This window comes from Lentilactobacillus sp. TOM.63, from assembly GCF_030361045.1.
Lineage (GTDB): Bacteria > Bacillota > Bacilli > Lactobacillales > Lactobacillaceae > Lentilactobacillus > Lentilactobacillus dabitei.
In genome coordinates this window covers 37,162-52,301 of the sequence record NZ_JAUCAP010000012.1, presented here as the reverse complement: position 1 = coordinate 52,301, position 15,140 = coordinate 37,162, and the positions used below count along the sequence as shown (strand labels likewise).

General features: G+C 43.8%; 12 protein-coding genes and 2 pseudogenes. 6 read left to right on the top strand and 8 right to left on the bottom strand.

Annotated elements, in window-relative coordinates; all coding sequences use genetic code 11:
- Positions 1-32 precede the first annotated feature (32 nt).
- Both QUF07_RS03890 and QUF07_RS03885 read left to right on the top strand, forming a co-directional pair.
- The gene (locus QUF07_RS03890; RefSeq protein ID WP_353960957.1) at positions 33-1,256 is read left to right on the top strand and encodes a glutamate--cysteine ligase; all 1,224 of its coding nucleotides are present in this window, start codon (positions 33-35) and stop codon (positions 1,254-1,256) included.
- 245 nt (positions 1,257-1,501) lie between these two features.
- Positions 1,502-2,584 (top strand): hypothetical protein, encoded by a 1,083-nt coding sequence (locus QUF07_RS03885; RefSeq protein WP_289426830.1) that lies wholly within the window; start codon positions 1,502-1,504, stop codon positions 2,582-2,584.
- A 30-nt stretch (positions 2,585-2,614) separates the two neighbouring features.
- Here the strand turns inward: QUF07_RS03885 and QUF07_RS03880 are convergent, their stop codons facing one another.
- The 3 genes and pseudogenes from QUF07_RS03880 to QUF07_RS03870 form a co-directional block, all read right to left on the bottom strand.
- A complete protein-coding gene (locus QUF07_RS03880) occupies positions 2,615-3,427 on the bottom strand; it encodes a hypothetical protein (RefSeq protein WP_289426829.1) in 813 nt (270 codons plus the stop codon).
- A 309-nt stretch (positions 3,428-3,736) separates the two neighbouring features.
- Positions 3,737-4,474 (bottom strand): gamma-glutamyl-gamma-aminobutyrate hydrolase family protein, encoded by a 738-nt coding sequence (locus QUF07_RS03875; protein WP_054748943.1) that lies wholly within the window; start codon positions 4,472-4,474, stop codon positions 3,737-3,739.
- A gap of 120 nt (positions 4,475-4,594) precedes the next feature.
- Positions 4,595-5,861: pseudogene (locus tag QUF07_RS03870) on the bottom strand (glutamate--cysteine ligase).
- A 159-nt stretch (positions 5,862-6,020) separates the two neighbouring features.
- On the opposite strand from QUF07_RS03870, the gene QUF07_RS03865 reads away from it, so the two are divergent.
- Together QUF07_RS03865 and QUF07_RS03860 are read left to right on the top strand one after the other, a co-directional pair.
- Positions 6,021-7,772 (top strand): ABC transporter ATP-binding protein, encoded by a 1,752-nt coding sequence (locus QUF07_RS03865; protein ID WP_289426828.1) that lies wholly within the window; start codon positions 6,021-6,023, stop codon positions 7,770-7,772.
- Positions 7,772-9,564 (top strand): annotated as a pseudogene (locus QUF07_RS03860) (ABC transporter ATP-binding protein). The gene QUF07_RS03865 and the pseudogene QUF07_RS03860 overlap by 1 nt, the downstream one beginning before the upstream one ends.
- A 351-nt stretch (positions 9,565-9,915) precedes the next feature.
- Here QUF07_RS03860 and QUF07_RS03855 read toward each other — a convergent pair.
- The 3 genes from QUF07_RS03855 to QUF07_RS03845 form a co-directional block, all read right to left on the bottom strand.
- Positions 9,916-10,350: an Hsp20/alpha crystallin family protein gene (locus tag QUF07_RS03855; protein WP_217164446.1), complete on the bottom strand. Its 435-nt coding sequence runs from the start codon at positions 10,348-10,350 to the stop codon at positions 9,916-9,918.
- 156 nt (positions 10,351-10,506) lie between these two features.
- Positions 10,507-10,941, bottom strand: a complete 435-nt coding sequence (locus QUF07_RS03850; RefSeq protein WP_217164444.1) for an Hsp20/alpha crystallin family protein — start codon at positions 10,939-10,941, stop codon at positions 10,507-10,509.
- A gap of 198 nt (positions 10,942-11,139) precedes the next feature.
- On the bottom strand, positions 11,140-11,823 hold the full coding sequence (locus tag QUF07_RS03845; protein WP_289426827.1) for a hypothetical protein: 684 nt from the start codon (positions 11,821-11,823) through the stop codon (positions 11,140-11,142).
- A gap of 182 nt (positions 11,824-12,005) precedes the next feature.
- Between QUF07_RS03845 and QUF07_RS03840 the strand changes: the two genes are divergently transcribed.
- Entirely contained in the window at positions 12,006-12,680 is a 675-nt protein-coding gene (locus QUF07_RS03840; protein ID WP_217164941.1) for a matrixin family metalloprotease, read from the top strand.
- A gap of 3 nt (positions 12,681-12,683) precedes the next feature.
- Here the strand turns inward: QUF07_RS03840 and QUF07_RS03835 are convergent, their stop codons facing one another.
- Entirely contained in the window at positions 12,684-13,388 is a 705-nt protein-coding gene (locus QUF07_RS03835; RefSeq protein WP_217164940.1) for a VIT1/CCC1 transporter family protein, read from the bottom strand.
- A gap of 140 nt (positions 13,389-13,528) precedes the next feature.
- A complete protein-coding gene (locus QUF07_RS03830; RefSeq protein WP_217164939.1) occupies positions 13,529-14,209 on the bottom strand; it encodes a VIT1/CCC1 transporter family protein in 681 nt (226 codons plus the stop codon).
- Positions 14,210-14,309: 100 nt separating this feature from the next.
- Between QUF07_RS03830 and QUF07_RS03825 the strand changes: the two genes are divergently transcribed.
- On the top strand, positions 14,310-15,068 hold the full coding sequence (locus QUF07_RS03825) for an NADPH-dependent oxidoreductase (RefSeq protein WP_217164938.1): 759 nt from the start codon (positions 14,310-14,312) through the stop codon (positions 15,066-15,068).
- Positions 15,069-15,140 lie beyond the last annotated feature (72 nt).

Sequence of the window (15,140 nt, the reverse complement as noted above, 5' to 3'; positions counted from 1 at the left end):
ACTGGGATAATTAGGCATAACAATTTCCTTTTTTGCAAAAGTATACCAAAACTCAATTTAGATCTCAAACAGTTTCTAAGAACGATTTTTTAGAAACCCAATCAGAGTTGATTACCCCGCCTGCGACAACAACTCAAAGAGCTTTAAACTATCTTGGGGCTTACCATCAGGCTCTTCGAGGAGAATTGGCAGAAGGTGAGTATTTATGGCCGAACAGCATGCCGCCCAAGTTGCGGGCTGATCATTCCGACATTATTATTGCGCATACTGATCAGGCTAACTATGAATACAGGCAAAAAGTTGCCCGAATTCGAAAGATTGAACGAACGGCTGAAACGGGGGTTCATGTTAATGTGGGCTTAACGGCTCAATCGATTAACCAGTTGAGTGGAAAAAGAAATCAAGCAGCGGTCGATCAAGCATATCTTCAGGCAGCGGTTGGATTCATGCAATATCGGTGGTTGTTGACTTACTTGTTTGGCGCAACACCGCTAGCTTTTGGAAATTACTTTGCCAAGGATACCCCAGCACCTGCTCATCCAGTCCGTTCATTACGAAATTCACACTTTGGTTTTGGCAATGGTTTCTTAACCAGTTATCAAAGCGTTAGTGACTATGTAGGCGGCATTTTGGAAGCGGTTAAAACCGATGCGTTAATTGCGGATCGGGAATACTACGGTAGTGTGCGGTTGAAACAAACCGGCGGGGTTGAGAAATTGTGCACTGCCGGGATTGCATACATTGAATTGCGCATGTTTGATTTGGATCCCTTTGAGCCGTATGGCATTTCGGCAGATGCGGTCAATTTGGTACGGCTGATGTTTGCCTATTTTGTTGCCAAGCAGCCATTTGACCTTTCAAATGCCGATCAAGAAATTCGAGAAGCACAGCAACTAAACGAGCACGTTGCTTTGGAGGATCCACTTGAATCTTGCGAGTATCAGGACAAAGCACATGAATTGATTCGTAATCTTCAGTTTTTTAGCGCGGATATTGTGATCCCTTTCTCCGCTCAACAACCATGTTTTAAGATGCAAGAGCGGATTAGTAATCCTGCATTGACCCCTAGTGCCAGGATGACCCAATGGACGGACGCAACCGCTGGCAGACTATTAGATCTATTGGTGAAGTTTGCTAAGGGTTACCAAGATGACTTGATTCATAACCCTACCATTGGTTTTGAGAACCTAAGTCCAGTTGAGCAAAAGGCAATTCTTGAGAAATTAAGACAAGGTCAGAATGTCGAAATTAAGTAACTGACTTGTAAGTCAGGATAGAAAAAAGCAACCAGAAACAAATGAAAATTTGCTCTGGCTGCCTTCTTTTATTAAACTCGAATCGTTAATACACACTAAGTATAACACCCAATTATCAATTTGTCAACGTTGCCATTAATTAATTTTTGCATTTGACATGATGGCAAACTCACAGTAAAATTGACCCGTAAATCCGAACAATTTCGCGATATTTGGTTAATTGTTAAGATCAGCAGGGAAGTGGCATGATCATTTTGGCAAATAGTGAACGCATCTTTAATCCAAACGAATATGGTACTGAACAATATCAGCAGCTTAATCATCGTTATCAGCAACAAATGGATGAGCAGTTCAGTCGCCGACAAATTGGCTACCCAATTAAAGGGCTAAGCTTCGATGTACAAACAATCAAGTTAACAAGTACGATGACCCAGCAGGCATACAAAATGCTGCAAAACTTAATCGAGGCTTTTCCGACAAGTCAGAAAAGCGGGCCAATTCCCGTTGTGGGGACTGAAAAATATCGGGGTGTCATCTTTTATGATCAGCTTCATTTAATTGATTCAACGGAATATATTGTCAGAAGTCCGTTGGGATTTGGCTATGCCGTTCGAAAATTTTTGACCGTCAGCGCGGCCCCTCAACTTGGCAGTACCAGTGGTGAAATTAAAGTGACCATCGAAATCTCACCAAATCGGTTGCTTAACATTAAAGAAGAGCCCCTGATTGATTTTTTGATCAAGCAACTTCTTCCCTTATTGACCAGCCCCAGACTGGAACAGGTCAGTTTCAAGTTGGATATGCCAATTATTTCTGCCAATTTTCATGCCCAACTTCTTGATGAGGCGGGCGCGATTCAAAAAGTGACGAACACACTGAATGCCGACCTCGAGTATGAAACAACCAGCTTGTATTTTGCCGACCGAGCAAGATCTAGGGAGCTGATCATCACTAATGAATTTCAAAATTTATTAACCACCCAATTATTGAATGGGGATAGCGTTAGTATTTCCTCCCGGGAGGCTCAGTGGTACCAAGATCACGCGGATCAGCGCCAATTTTTAACCCGCATTGCGTTACGAGTCAACCAACCCGCTGCTATTAAACGATTTATGAGAAAGCACGATTGGTTGATGCGCGATATTGTCATCGACTATCGGGATAGCAGTGGCCAACAGCGATTTGAAGGCACAGTGTACGCAACGCATGGCAAAGATTTCAGACGGTCATTTACCCGAATGATTACTTATCGGTTGAAAGCTGCTCAACAAACGCTAAAAAAACTGCCATACTTAACGGATGAAGTATGGCAGAATACGCTAAATTAAATTTAAACGATCAAATATTGGTTTCAAGACTTAATCATCATCATTACCAATCAATGTATAGAAAAGCTTTCCTGCGATTGAATAATAACTCCAGTAACCCGCCCCGTTTTCAGATTTTCTGGTTTGCGGTTTGTGAAGGTTGGTGATTCGCAACCGGTATCGATAGTTGCCGGATTTTTTAATATGAGTGGCGTTGGTACCGCTGACTTTAGTTCGAGTGTACAGATAACGAGAGTTGCCCTTTACCTTGGTGGCGGTGATCTTAGCAGCAGAAGTTGGCTGGTTTAAGAATCCGCTGGTTGGATTAGCTAGCGAACTCGTCGGATGATAACGATAGAATTCCAGATAGCCATCAGTCGTAATCAGGATTTGGTTGGTTTCATAGAAATTGCTGTTGGCGGTTGGAACCTTACCCGCATACAAATCGCCATCGCTATAAGCTAAACGATAGGCTGGCCGCTTAATCCGGGTAAACTGCTTGGTCGAAAAATTACCTTCCGGATCTTGGTTGGCAAGATAGTAACCATTCTTGAGGATTGGTTTCACCACGGCATAGCTCAGGTAACGGATGTTGATATCCATTTGATTCATGCGGCCCTTGCTATCCGTAGTGCCACTGTTTGAACTAATGATTGTATTTGGGGGCAGGACTAAGGTGCGGCTGAGGTAATGCTTAGTCTTGTTAACTAAACCCACTTTGATTTTGACTGCTCTGTTGGTTCGATAGTAACGGTGAACATTCGCATTAATTGCTTTGAGGTTGATAGTGTTGGCGTGAGTGACAGTTGTTGGAATCAACAACAGACTGACGGCCATTAGGATCCCTAATAGAAATCTTTTCATAATAGTAAGCTCCCCTTCGGTTATTTCTGGTAGCTTCAGTTTACGTAAAAGGGTCGCCCTGGTCAAATGTGATGACGGGCGACCCTTTTGAATTGATTGTTTTAATGAGTGCAATTAGGGGTTGGCAATGGAGGTGAATTGTGGCGCCACCAAGCGCATGCCACCCACTTGGTTATGCGCTCTAAACGCGCTCCGACGCCCCTGATTCTTACTGCCTAAGATGGAGTGTGGCCAATAATGAACAAGAGACGTTCATCATTGACCACACTCCATCTTAGGCTCCAGGATCAACCCGGGGCTCGTCGCGCTCTACCTTGTCTTTTCCGCCACTTTTCGGCTTCGATCCACAAAGTCTTTAAACAGCTTCTTTGAATCTTCGTAGTGTTTGTAAATATTTTCAGGATGCCACTGGACTGCCAAGATTTGGTCATTGTCGATCGATTCGACCGCTTCGATTACTTGGTCGTCGGCTCTGGCGGTTACTTTAAGATAGGGGGCAACGTCCTTGACTGCTTGATGATGCCTCGAGTTAACATAGGGCCGGGATCCGATGATGTCGTGTAAGCGGCTGTTTGGATCAACTGTGACATGATGGGAGGGCATATTTCCTGGGGCTTCTTGCGAATGCTTCAAGGTCGCGTGGAGGTCTTGGGATAAATCCTGATAGAGGGTGCCGCCCAGACCAACGTTGATCAGCTGCATACCACGGCAAATACCCATGATGGCCTTGCCGGCAGTGACTGATTGCTTCAACAATTCAATTTCAAATAAGTCGCGTTTGAGATACGTCATACCTAATTTCTGGAAAGGCTCTTCGCCGTAGAAAGTGGGATCGACATCTGCCCCTCCTGGGAAACAGACCCCATCAAACAGGGTCATATAATCGCGGACATCTTCCGGATTCACACTCGGAAAGATAATGGGGATGCCACCGGACTTGACGATTGCTTCAATCGCCGGTCGGGGTGCGAACGCTGCGTTGCGTTCATTAATAACGTTGGTTGCCTCAGCAAGTGTGTCGGCAGGTAATGCGATTCTTGGGCGCAAATAAACCCCTCCTCAATTTTTGATTTTGATTAATGACAATATAAGGTGATCCCTCAAAACTATCCAATGAGTATACTCCAAAAGCATGAAAAATAGGTGAATTTTGCTTTCATATAATGATTATTCCTGCTGCTTATCTTTGTCGGGTTCCCAGCTGCCCTTAAATAGCTCATGTTTGAGCTGATCGGCGGACAGTTTTGTCTTATTTTCGAATCCTTTAAACGGTCTGATTGACTGTAAGGCCGATTCTTGATATCGTTTAGCTCGGCGCATTGCGTATTCGGTTAATGAACCATCTTTTAAATGCGTAATTAACTTGGCACTAGGCGTAGTTAACGGATTTTCAACCCGGTCTTGTAAGTCCTCGATTTCCTCTTGGTATTCGGGGCCTAATTGGATCTTATTGGCGTACATTTCAAGGCTTTGTAAGAATGCTCCGGCACTTGCCTGGTATTTGGAGACATCATTTGGATGTTCCTCAGAAACTTCCTCGTTCAGTGCATCGGCGCGGGTGATGACCCTGCTGACATCTTCGGGGTGCAGACCGGGTGACATGATGAAGTAGCTGGCTAACAATCTGAAGAAACGCAAGGTATTGGTGCGAATGCCCACGGAACTGCTGGGATCCAAATCCAACATTCTTAATTCTAGGTAATTGACGCCGGTTTTTGGTAATTCTTTCAAGTTGGTATTGCCCTTGAAACGGACAGCACCATGAAATTCATAGTCGGAGATCAGCTTACCTTCTTTGACCCCCTGTTCAATGTTGTTGACATATCGTTGAACAGTGGTGTAATCGCCTCGAAATGGATTGCCGAAGCCATGCGAACTCTGACGGATACTGCGAATGGGAGCGGTGGGTCCTTTATCTTTGTCGAAGTAATTCGCTTCTGCAACGGGACTAGCCCCAAATAAATATGTAATAACCCAGCGATAACGGAGAAAACCCTGAGCAATTTTTGCATATAGGTAGTTTGAAAGGGCGACTTTAGAGTCAAAACGGTCTTGCATATTATCATAGACCAAATTAAAAACATGGGGATCGATACTGAGGTTAAGGTGAGCACCACAGGGGGTTCCGGCTGAAAATCCATGGCGTTTAACCCACTCCTTTAGATACGCCTCTTTCTTCGGCCCCATTTTAGCAAGGGGAACCTCGCGCTTGTCCTTTGGCAGGCGGGGTAACGACTTCTGACATCGTTTCCAGAAAATCATTGGTAATCCAAGGATTGGTTTGTTCATCACCGGCAGCAGCAGGATAGGGTTCCTGGCTCAGGTTACTATTTTCGTCTACCCGTTGCATTTCGATTTCCAATCCCATGGTAAAGTCGGAGGTTTTCGCGACGGCTTCATTATCAAATATAAGTTGTCCAATTTCGCTGAACATGGTAATTACCTCCATTGTGTGATTATGAGAATTTCATGATAATTGATGTCAAAATAGTAACACTATAATGACATCATAGCAACGGTAACCGTGTTAACATATCAAATATATGCTAGAATTGTTTTATTTCATTAATTTTTAATTTTAAGAGGTGGAAGTATGAGTATCTTCATCAAATTAGGTTGGTACTTCAAGCAGGAATGGAAAATTTACCTGATTGGCTTATTTGGCCTGCTGTTGACAGCACTAGTCGGGATCGTTCCCCCACGCATTATTGGGGTCTTGGTCGATACGATCCATAATGGCAAATTGTCGAGTCAAAGCCTGCTGGTTTTGCTGGGGATATTGACGTTGGCGGCCTTTGCCCAGTACGGTGCCCGTTATATGTGGCGGACTGCTATTTGGGGCGAAGCGGCTAAGCTGGAAAAAGTCTTCCGAAACCGACTATTTAAACACTACACCGAAATGGATTTGGAATTCTTCCAAAAATATCGGACGGGTGATTTGATGGCTCACGCGACCAATGACTTGTCCGCAATTCAACGGGTGGCCGGCGGTGGCATCCTGCAGTTTGCGGATTCGATGATCACTGGCGGCACTACCTTAATCGCAATGATTACCCTAATTGATTGGCGGCTAACATTAATTGCAATTATTCCGTTTCCATTATTGGCTGTCATGGCTCGATACTTGGGAACTAAGATTCATATTGCCTTCAGAGACTCACAAGCTGCCTTTTCACGCCTCAATAACAAGGCTGAAGAAAGTATCACGGGGATCAAAGTGATCAAAGGCTTAGGGCAGCAGCAAGAAGATATGAATGATTTTAACAACCAGGTTGCCACCACAATCAATATTAACCGGCGGGTTAACCGGCTGGACTCATTATTTGATCCAATGACAACCATGATTATTGCCTTGTCGTACGTGGTCACGATTGTCTATGGCGGTTATTTGGTGACAAATGGTTCGATCACAATTGGGTCATTAGTGTCGTTTGTGTCGTATTTGGCAATGATGGTTTGGCCGATGTTCGCGGTCGGCATGCTGTTTAATACCCTGGAACGAGGGAATGCCAGTTACGACCGGGTAATGGACCTATTGAAACAAAAAAGTGCGATCATTGACGATGCCGATGGTGTGGACAAGGCGCCAAAAGGTGAGATTGACTATCATATTCAGAAGTTCTCCTATCCGGATGATCAGCGGGCGGCCTTGCAGAATATTGATTTTAAGGTGCCTGCAGGTCATACGGTAGGCCTGGTGGGTAAAGTTGGTTCTGGTAAAAGTACAATTTTACGATTGATTTTACGCCAGTTTGATAATTATCAGGGATCCATTCAATTTGGTGGGATTGATATTAAACACTACAAGCTGGATGCGTTGATTCCAGCAATTGGCTATGTTCCTCAAGATACCTTTCTGTTCTCAGATACCATTCGGGAGAATATTCGCTTTGCCCGGCCAGAATCCAGTCAGGCTCAAGTCGAGGAAGCTGCTCAGAAAAGTGACTTATATGAGCAAATTCAGGCCATGCCCGATGGCTACGATACCGCTGTTGGCGAAGAAGGGATTTCTTTGTCCGGTGGCCAGCGACAACGGTTGGCGATTGCTAGAGCGCTGTTAATTAACCCAGAATTGTTAATATTGGATGACGCCTTGTCGGCCGTTGATGCGGAAACCGAAACGCAAATCCTGACTAATTTGCACGCTGAACGGCAAAATAAGACGACGATTATCTCTGCTCACCGGTTGAGTTCAGTGATGAACGCAGATGAAATTTTGGTAATCGATGACGGTCAAATTGTTGAACGGGGCACCCATACTGAATTGATGGCCCGTGGCGGCTGGTATCGGGAAATGTTTGAGCGTCAGGAACTGGAAACGAAAGTCAAGGGAGGTGCGAACTAATGGATAATTTAAAACATCAATCGGCTTGGTCGAAGAGCATTCCGTTTGGTGAACAGCTGCGGATCATTGGCCGATTATTTCGTTATGCCGCCCCTTACAAGTGGTACTTCTATTTTTCCGTAGGGTTTTCGATTGCGGTTGCCGTCGTCAATATTTATTTACCCCGAATTATTCAAGTTTACATGGACAGCCATCTGGTGGTTGGCCAAACCGACTTCCAAATGATGTGGTTCTTTGCGGGCCTTTACTTCTTTGGAATGGTCATGAAGGCGATCATGCAGTTCGTCCAATCCTATTTATATGAAATGGGTGCCGAGTATATGCTCGAAAACACCCGCCGAAAACTGTTTGCGAAACTGCACACTTTGGGGATGCGTTACTTTGATCAGACCCCCAGTGGCTCAATTCTTTCCAGATTGACAAACGATACCATGGCGTTTGCGAATTTTTGGGCCCTGTTTAATAGTTTGATTGTAACGGTTTCTGCGATGGTTTCATCATTTATCGCAATGTACATGGTGGATACTAAGATCTCGCTGTGGCTGCTGGTGTTCATGCCCTTTTTATTTGTGATGGTTTGGTATTACCAGCGGTATAGTACCCGGGTTTACCGGCAGATGCGGGAGCGCTTGAGCCTTTTGAATGCGAAGCTGGCCGAAGGGATCACTGGGATTAGCGTGATCCAACAGTTCCGCCAGGAGAAACGGATTAATCAAGAATTTAATGGGACTAACGATCAGTACTACAATACTCGAAAAGCAATGATTCGGATTAATTCGTTGTTATTGAACCCCATGATTAACCTCTTTTATGCATTAGGAACGGTGCTTGTTTTAGGGATGTTTGGTGTTCGTGGTTTGCACGCCTATGTGGCGGCCGGTGTGATTTACGCGTTTATCACTTATTTGAACAACTTTTACAACCCAATGTCTGAAATGATGGATCGGCTCAGTGATTTTCAAGATGGTGTCGTTGCCGGTTCGCGGGTGTTCCGAATAATGGACGATCAAACCGTCGAACCCCAGCAACATCCGGTTAAGGGTGCAACGATCACTCAGGGAAAGATTGAATTTCGACACGTAACGTTCTCATACGATAACGTCAATCCAGTTCTTCATGATGTGTCGTTTGTCGCAGAACCTGGGCAAACGGTCGCGTTGGTTGGCGAAACTGGTAGTGGAAAAACATCAATCATCAATGTGATGATGCGCTTCTATGAATTTGGTGAGGGTCAAATCTTGCTTGATGACCGCGATATTCGAGATTATCCGATTCAAGAATTACGCAAAAAAATGGGCTTGGTGCTTCAGGAACCCTTTATGTTCTATGGCACGGTGGCCTCAAATATCAGAATGTTTAACGAAAAAATTAGTGATGAAGAAGTTAGAAGTGCAGCCAGTTTGTACAGGCTGATAAATTTATCGAGGACTTGCCACAAAAGTATGATGCCAGGGTGATTGAAAGAGGAGCCAGCTATTCGAGCGGCCAGCGGCAACTCATTTCGTTTGCCAGAACGTTGGTAACGGATCCTAAGATTTTGATTCTAGATGAGGCAACCGCAAACATCGATACGGAAACCGAACAGATTATCCAAACGGGATTGGCAAAGCTTCAGCAGGGCAGAACAACGATTGCAATTGCCCATCGATTGTCAACAATTCAAAATGCTGACCTCATTTTGGTGCTAGATGCCGGCAAGATTGTTGAACGCGGCACTAATGATGAGTTGATGAAGAAACGTGGGTATTATTATGACATGATTAGATTGCAGAATTCGGCACATCTAGACTAGTATGCGTAGCAAAGCGCTTAGAAGCTGGAGTATAAGTCCTCTCGTCCTAAAATCCTGGTTTTGAGGATTTTAGGACGAGAGGACTTATATGCAAGCTTCTGCTTTGCGGAGCATCATTCAACTATGAAGCCAAGACAGAGGGGCTTACATGCAGATTGCTGCTTGGTGGAGCAGTCCTACAATGAGGATTTTAGAATACGGGGACTTATATGCAAGCTTCTGCTTTGCGGAGCATCATTCGACTATGAAGCCAAGCACCCAAACCGTAACCCCATAACAAAAAAGCAAACCAATTCAGAAACGTCTCCGAATTGGTTTGCTTTTTTAGGCCTAATAATTATGGTCAATTAATTACTGAATCTCAATTTGGTTATTGCTATCCTGGCTTTCAGCAGCCTTTGGCAATGTGACTGTCAAGACACCATCGTTAACTTGGGCTGAAATGTTGTCACGATCAACACCAGGTAACTCATATGTTCTTGACATGATGCCATGACTACGTTCGCTGGCAATTACGCGGCCTTGTTCATCCTTCTTTTCGGATTCTTGGGCTTGGTCGATGCTCAATGCCAAATTGTCGTTTTGATATACCAAGTGGATATTCTTCTTATCAATGCCTGGTACATCAACCTTCAAAGTGTAATCCTTGTCATTTTCGGTGATATCGGTCTTCAGGTTACCTTGAACCATGTAATCATTGTCTACATCAGAAGGACTGAAGAAACGACGTGCCATTTGATCAAAGAACGGATCTACATTGAAACGATTCATTAATTCATTTGCCATAATACCAATCTCCTTTGTTGCATGAATTAACAAGCGTCAAAGGTGGTGAAACGAGAATCGTTCTCGTTCCCCCAAAACACAAAGCTTTTTAAAAAGTTTCAAAAACGATGACCCAAATAAACAACCACCCACACCTAGTTAACAGCTGGTTAGTAATTATTGAATCTCAATATGACCATTATCTTGATCACTGTTGGTTAACTTTGGTAAAGTAACATTTAAAACACCATCGCTAACTTGGGCTGAAATGTTGTCCTTGTCAACACCAGGCAATTGATAGCTACGTGACATAACACCGTGACTACGTTCGCTGGCGATTACCCGGCCGTTCTCATCTTTTTGTTCGGTTGAATGTTCTTGATTAATGTAGAGTGATAAAACACCATCTTGATAAGCCAAACGAATGTTGTTCTTATCAATTCCTGGGACATCAACCTTCAACGAATAATCCTTGTCGGTTTCTTTAATGTCAGTCTTGAGGTTACCGAAATCACTGTAATCCTTGTCAAAATCACTTGGGCTGAAGAAACGATGTGCCATACGATCAAAGAACGGATCCAAATCAAAACGATTCATTAATTCATTTGCCATAATACCAATCTCCTTATTATCGGAATTAATATTCAAGGTACTGGGAAACGATCTCTTTGAACCACTCTTTTTCGTTCCTCTTTACCTTTCATCTTCTATATTAATCACCTGATAAAAAAATGCCAGCATTTAGCACTCAAAAGTAAAGAGTGCTAAAGCTGACATTCTTTGTTGGCAATTGTGACTATCTAAAGGCCTTCACCAATTGCTTGATATACTTATCAGTATTGGTTTGAATGGCTTCTTGTTCCTGCTTTTGAACTGCAGGATCTGTTGCAGGGTCCTTAACGTTTTTACCTTCAGCTTTTGCTTTTTGGTAAGCTTGTTGGAGGTTTTGATCATATTGCTGCTTGAATTCTTTTTCCAGTGCTGGTTGAGAAAACTTGTTGGCAAGTGAATTGGCAGGGCTCTTCTTTGTTCGGTAGAAGGTATACTTCTTCCCTTTATTGCTTGGCAGTGCCCATTGCCTGACTTAGAAATCTTAACCTGATATTTGTTGGTACTTAATTTGTAGAGATTAAAACTGTAAGTCGTCTTGGTTAGCTTGCTTTTGCTGGTGATTTGACGATAGTTGGCAGTGAAGGTTCGTTTGTTTTTGCTGATCTTGTTGCCAACTGGGATCCCCGTTGTAAACTTGGGTGTCTTGAAATCGCCAATAATCATCATTGTTTGCACCCCATTACTGGTTTTGATATTCTTCCAGTGGAAGGCAACCCCGACCTTTGAATTGTAGAAGTAACCGCTGGGACCGCTAATTTCAGAACTGGCAAATGTATTGGCTGCGTGTGCGGTTGCGGCGGTGGTTGAACCAGCCAATGCCAATCCAAACGATACGGCTGCCGTGGCGACTGTTGCGGTAATCAATTTAAAAGCTTTATTCATGAACAATTCCTCTTTCCCTGAAGTGAGCTGATCCAAGCGATAATGTTGAATGAGCCAAAATGTGACTAAATTCGCTAATTCGATCTAACATAACTATACAATAGTTTAATCAATAGCCGCAAATAGATAATCTGAAAGTTTGCCTATTGTCATGCAATGACAGCTGAGGGGAGAGAAAAACATTGACTCATTCAAAAAGATTCTGGGTCCAAATTGTTAAAGGGCTGCTTGTGATTTTCTCGGTTATCGGCGTGATTTGGGCGTTTAATGTGAGCTTGGCTCCCGGAACCATCCACCAATCTACGACACCGATCGAAAATCCGGACACTGATCCAAAGCCGTCGTACAGTCCCCAAAAGGATTATCACTGGCCCACGACCCAGATCCCTTATTATATTAAAACGACAACCTCCCGCCACTACGCTAAGGTGTGGCGAAAAGCTGTCGCTGCTTGGAACGATGTGAAAGTTGTTCAGCTAATCCCAGCTCATCATGAAAATGACGCTGAAATTATCCTTGGTGCCAAAGCCAACTACAAGGAAGAACCAGATGGCTGGGCTGTAGCTGAAGGAGTGGTGATGGGCTACACTATTCAACGGTTTAGCGATTCTGGCGCGCCGTTGTTTGCTGGCTATAATGAAAGTTACCTGATAACTGGGGCAATGACCCGAATGAATTACAAGACCGTTAACCAGCAAGCCAGTGTTGCCATGCATGAACTTGGTCATGATTTGGGACTGGGTCACAGTCAAAATAATCAGTCGATTATGCAGGAAGCTGCCCCAACATTGTATGATCAAATTCCGCAAGTTGATGCCAATCATTTGGCTCAGCTCTATGCGGGAGTCCCGAAATAGGCACTAGGCCTGAAGCAACATTCCTAACGAATAGTGAATGATCATCGTGATAATGCCGACGATGACATTTCGAATAATGGCAGTTTTAACAAGGCCGTTACCCAGTCGGGCACTTAGATAACCAGTTATGGCGACTGAAAGGCAGACCGCTAGGATTGTTGCGGGCCATTGATAGGCCACTGGGGAAAGGGTCATGGCAACCAATGGGAAAATCCCGCCGGCACCGGCTGAAAAAAGTGATGAAAAGGCAGCGTTCCAAGGATTCATGTAGTGGCCAAGCTGCAGCCCATATTTAATATTCACGATGGTTTCAAGGGGCTTTTTAGCCATCAAGTCTTTGGCAATTTTGATTGCGGTCTCTTGGGTGACACCTTCATCAATATAATAATCTGAAACAACGCGGAGCTCCTGATCATAATTGGTCTTTAATAATTTCTTCTCGGTTTCGACAACTGATTGTTCAGTATCTTTTTGCGTGCTAACGGAAGCATACTCACCTGATGCCATTGAGAAGGCACAGGCAAGTAAATCCGATAGTCCGGCAATGAAGATGGTAAATTGATTGGTGGTTGCAACGGCAACACTAAACAGAACCCCGACAACCGTCAAAATTCCATCATTTGATCCTAAGACGCCGGCTCGCAATGTGTTAAGCTTTTCATCCATTGTTTGGGTGTCCTTTTTCTTCTTTGAGTGAATAATTGTCATGGAAAATACCTCCACAAATTCATAGTAAATAAATTAAAATAATTAGGAACTGGTGTATCAATGTCGTCAATCGGAAATCCCAGCTTTTTGAGGGAGCAATTGAGGGGACTTATGGACAAGTTCCTTTGTTAAAAAAGGGATTAGCTACCAATTAAGGTTCCGATGATGAAGGTGACCAACATGGTTAACGTGCCAGAAATCACGTTTCGCACCACACCATGAAACTTATTTGAATTTCCTAACTTGGCCGCTGTAAACCCAGTGATCGCCAAGGCAATCAGAACGGCGACAAATGTTGCTTCAATTCTAATTGAATTTGGGAACATTGTGATGGCGACTAGTGGTAAAATTGATCCAGTTGGGAATGAAATCATCGATGCGATGGCAGCTGAAAGCGGGTTGGTATATTCGCCGACGTTAAAGCCGTACTTTTGGCGGACCGTTGTTTTGATTGGATCACGATCCATCATTTCTTTCGTTGCTTGGTGGGCTAACTCATCGGAGATCCCATCTGTGACCAATTTATGCTTGACTGTGTTAAACTCAGTATCGTATGAATCAGCTAATGCTCGTTTTTGGATACTGATGGCATTTTTTTCGGAGTCCTTCTGAGTATTAACGGATACAAATTCTCCCATTGCCATCGAAACAGTTCCGGCAAGCATTCCAGAAATTCCGGAAATAAAAATCGCAAAGTTATTACTTGTCGCCGCGGCAACCCCTAAGACAATCCCTGCGACAGACACGATGCCATCGTTAGCGCCCATTACAGACGCTCGCATCACGTTAATCTTTTGAGATAACGATCGTTTCTTTTCCATAAATTGATGCCTCAATTCTATAGTTTGTAATCATTATTACCTGATATTGATTATTGTAAACCAAAAATCATTAAATGTAAATTCAAAATGCGGATCGGAGATGGCTTTATTGACCAACGTTATTTTAGACCAGTTATTGAATCACACCAGCATTCGTCATTTTCAAGCCAAGCCTTTAACTAAGGAGCAGGTTCAAACACTGATTGAGGCCGCCCAGCATGCTTCAACCAGTACTTTTTCCCAGCAATATTCGATTGTGAGTGTGACAGACCCGGATGTTAAAGCCCAGTTGGCTGACATTACCGGCCATCACTGGCTGGTAAACAGCGGTCACTTTTTCGTGATGGTGGCCGATCAATACCGCAACTTGCAAATTGCGAAGGCTCATAACACGGATCCTTACATTTTACATACGACTGATAAATTCTTAGCAAGCGTCTTTGATACCGCAATTGCCACTCAAAATATAATGGTAGCTGCTGAGAGCATGGGGCTTGGTGGCACGATTATGGGCAGTATCCTAAACGATTCTAAGCGGGTGATCGATTTGCTTGATCTGCCGGAGTTGACCTTTCCGTTATTGGGTCTGGCAATTGGCTATCCAGCCGATCAACCGGAAATTAAGCCGCGGCTGCCCCAAGCTGAGATGCATTTTGATGGCAGCTATAAGCTCCCAACAGACTTCAACGCGCAATTAGCTGAGTACGACGCTGATGTTGCCAACTATTATGGCAGTCGCAGTTCGAATGACCGGATTGAATCGTTTAGTCATCACATTGTGGCGGAACTTGGCAGAAGTCATGAGGTCCGCAAAGAGTTGTTGGCAACCATCAAGCGTCAGGGGTTCTTACTTGATTAGTGAGAAGAACTATCATTTAATTAGTAAAAATGGTTGACTTTTTCCTTTAGAAACCTTACATTTATTAGTAAT

What these genes read in the sequence shown, in the direction of transcription:
- QUF07_RS03835 (WP_217164940.1), bottom strand. Translation starts at nt 13,388, where the DNA reads ATGACAATTATTCACTCAAAGAAGAAAAAGGACACCCAAACAATGGAT.
- QUF07_RS03850 (WP_217164444.1), bottom strand. Translation starts at nt 10,941, where the DNA reads ATGGCAAATGAATTAATGAATCGTTTTGATTTGGATCCGTTCTTTGAT.
- QUF07_RS03865 (WP_289426828.1), top strand. Translation starts at nt 6,021, where the DNA reads ATGAGTATCTTCATCAAATTAGGTTGGTACTTCAAGCAGGAATGGAAA.
- QUF07_RS03825 (WP_217164938.1), top strand. Translation starts at nt 14,310, where the DNA reads ATGGCTTTATTGACCAACGTTATTTTAGACCAGTTATTGAATCACACC.
- QUF07_RS03885 (WP_289426830.1), top strand. Translation starts at nt 1,502, where the DNA reads ATGATCATTTTGGCAAATAGTGAACGCATCTTTAATCCAAACGAATAT.
- QUF07_RS03830 (WP_217164939.1), bottom strand. Translation starts at nt 14,209, where the DNA reads ATGGAAAAGAAACGATCGTTATCTCAAAAGATTAACGTGATGCGAGCG.
- QUF07_RS03880 (WP_289426829.1), bottom strand. Translation starts at nt 3,427, where the DNA reads ATGAAAAGATTTCTATTAGGGATCCTAATGGCCGTCAGTCTGTTGTTG.
- QUF07_RS03855 (WP_217164446.1), bottom strand. Translation starts at nt 10,350, where the DNA reads ATGGCAAATGAATTAATGAATCGTTTCAATGTAGATCCGTTCTTTGAT.
- QUF07_RS03845 (WP_289426827.1), bottom strand. Translation starts at nt 11,823, where the DNA reads ATGAATAAAGCTTTTAAATTGATTACCGCAACAGTCGCCACGGCAGCC.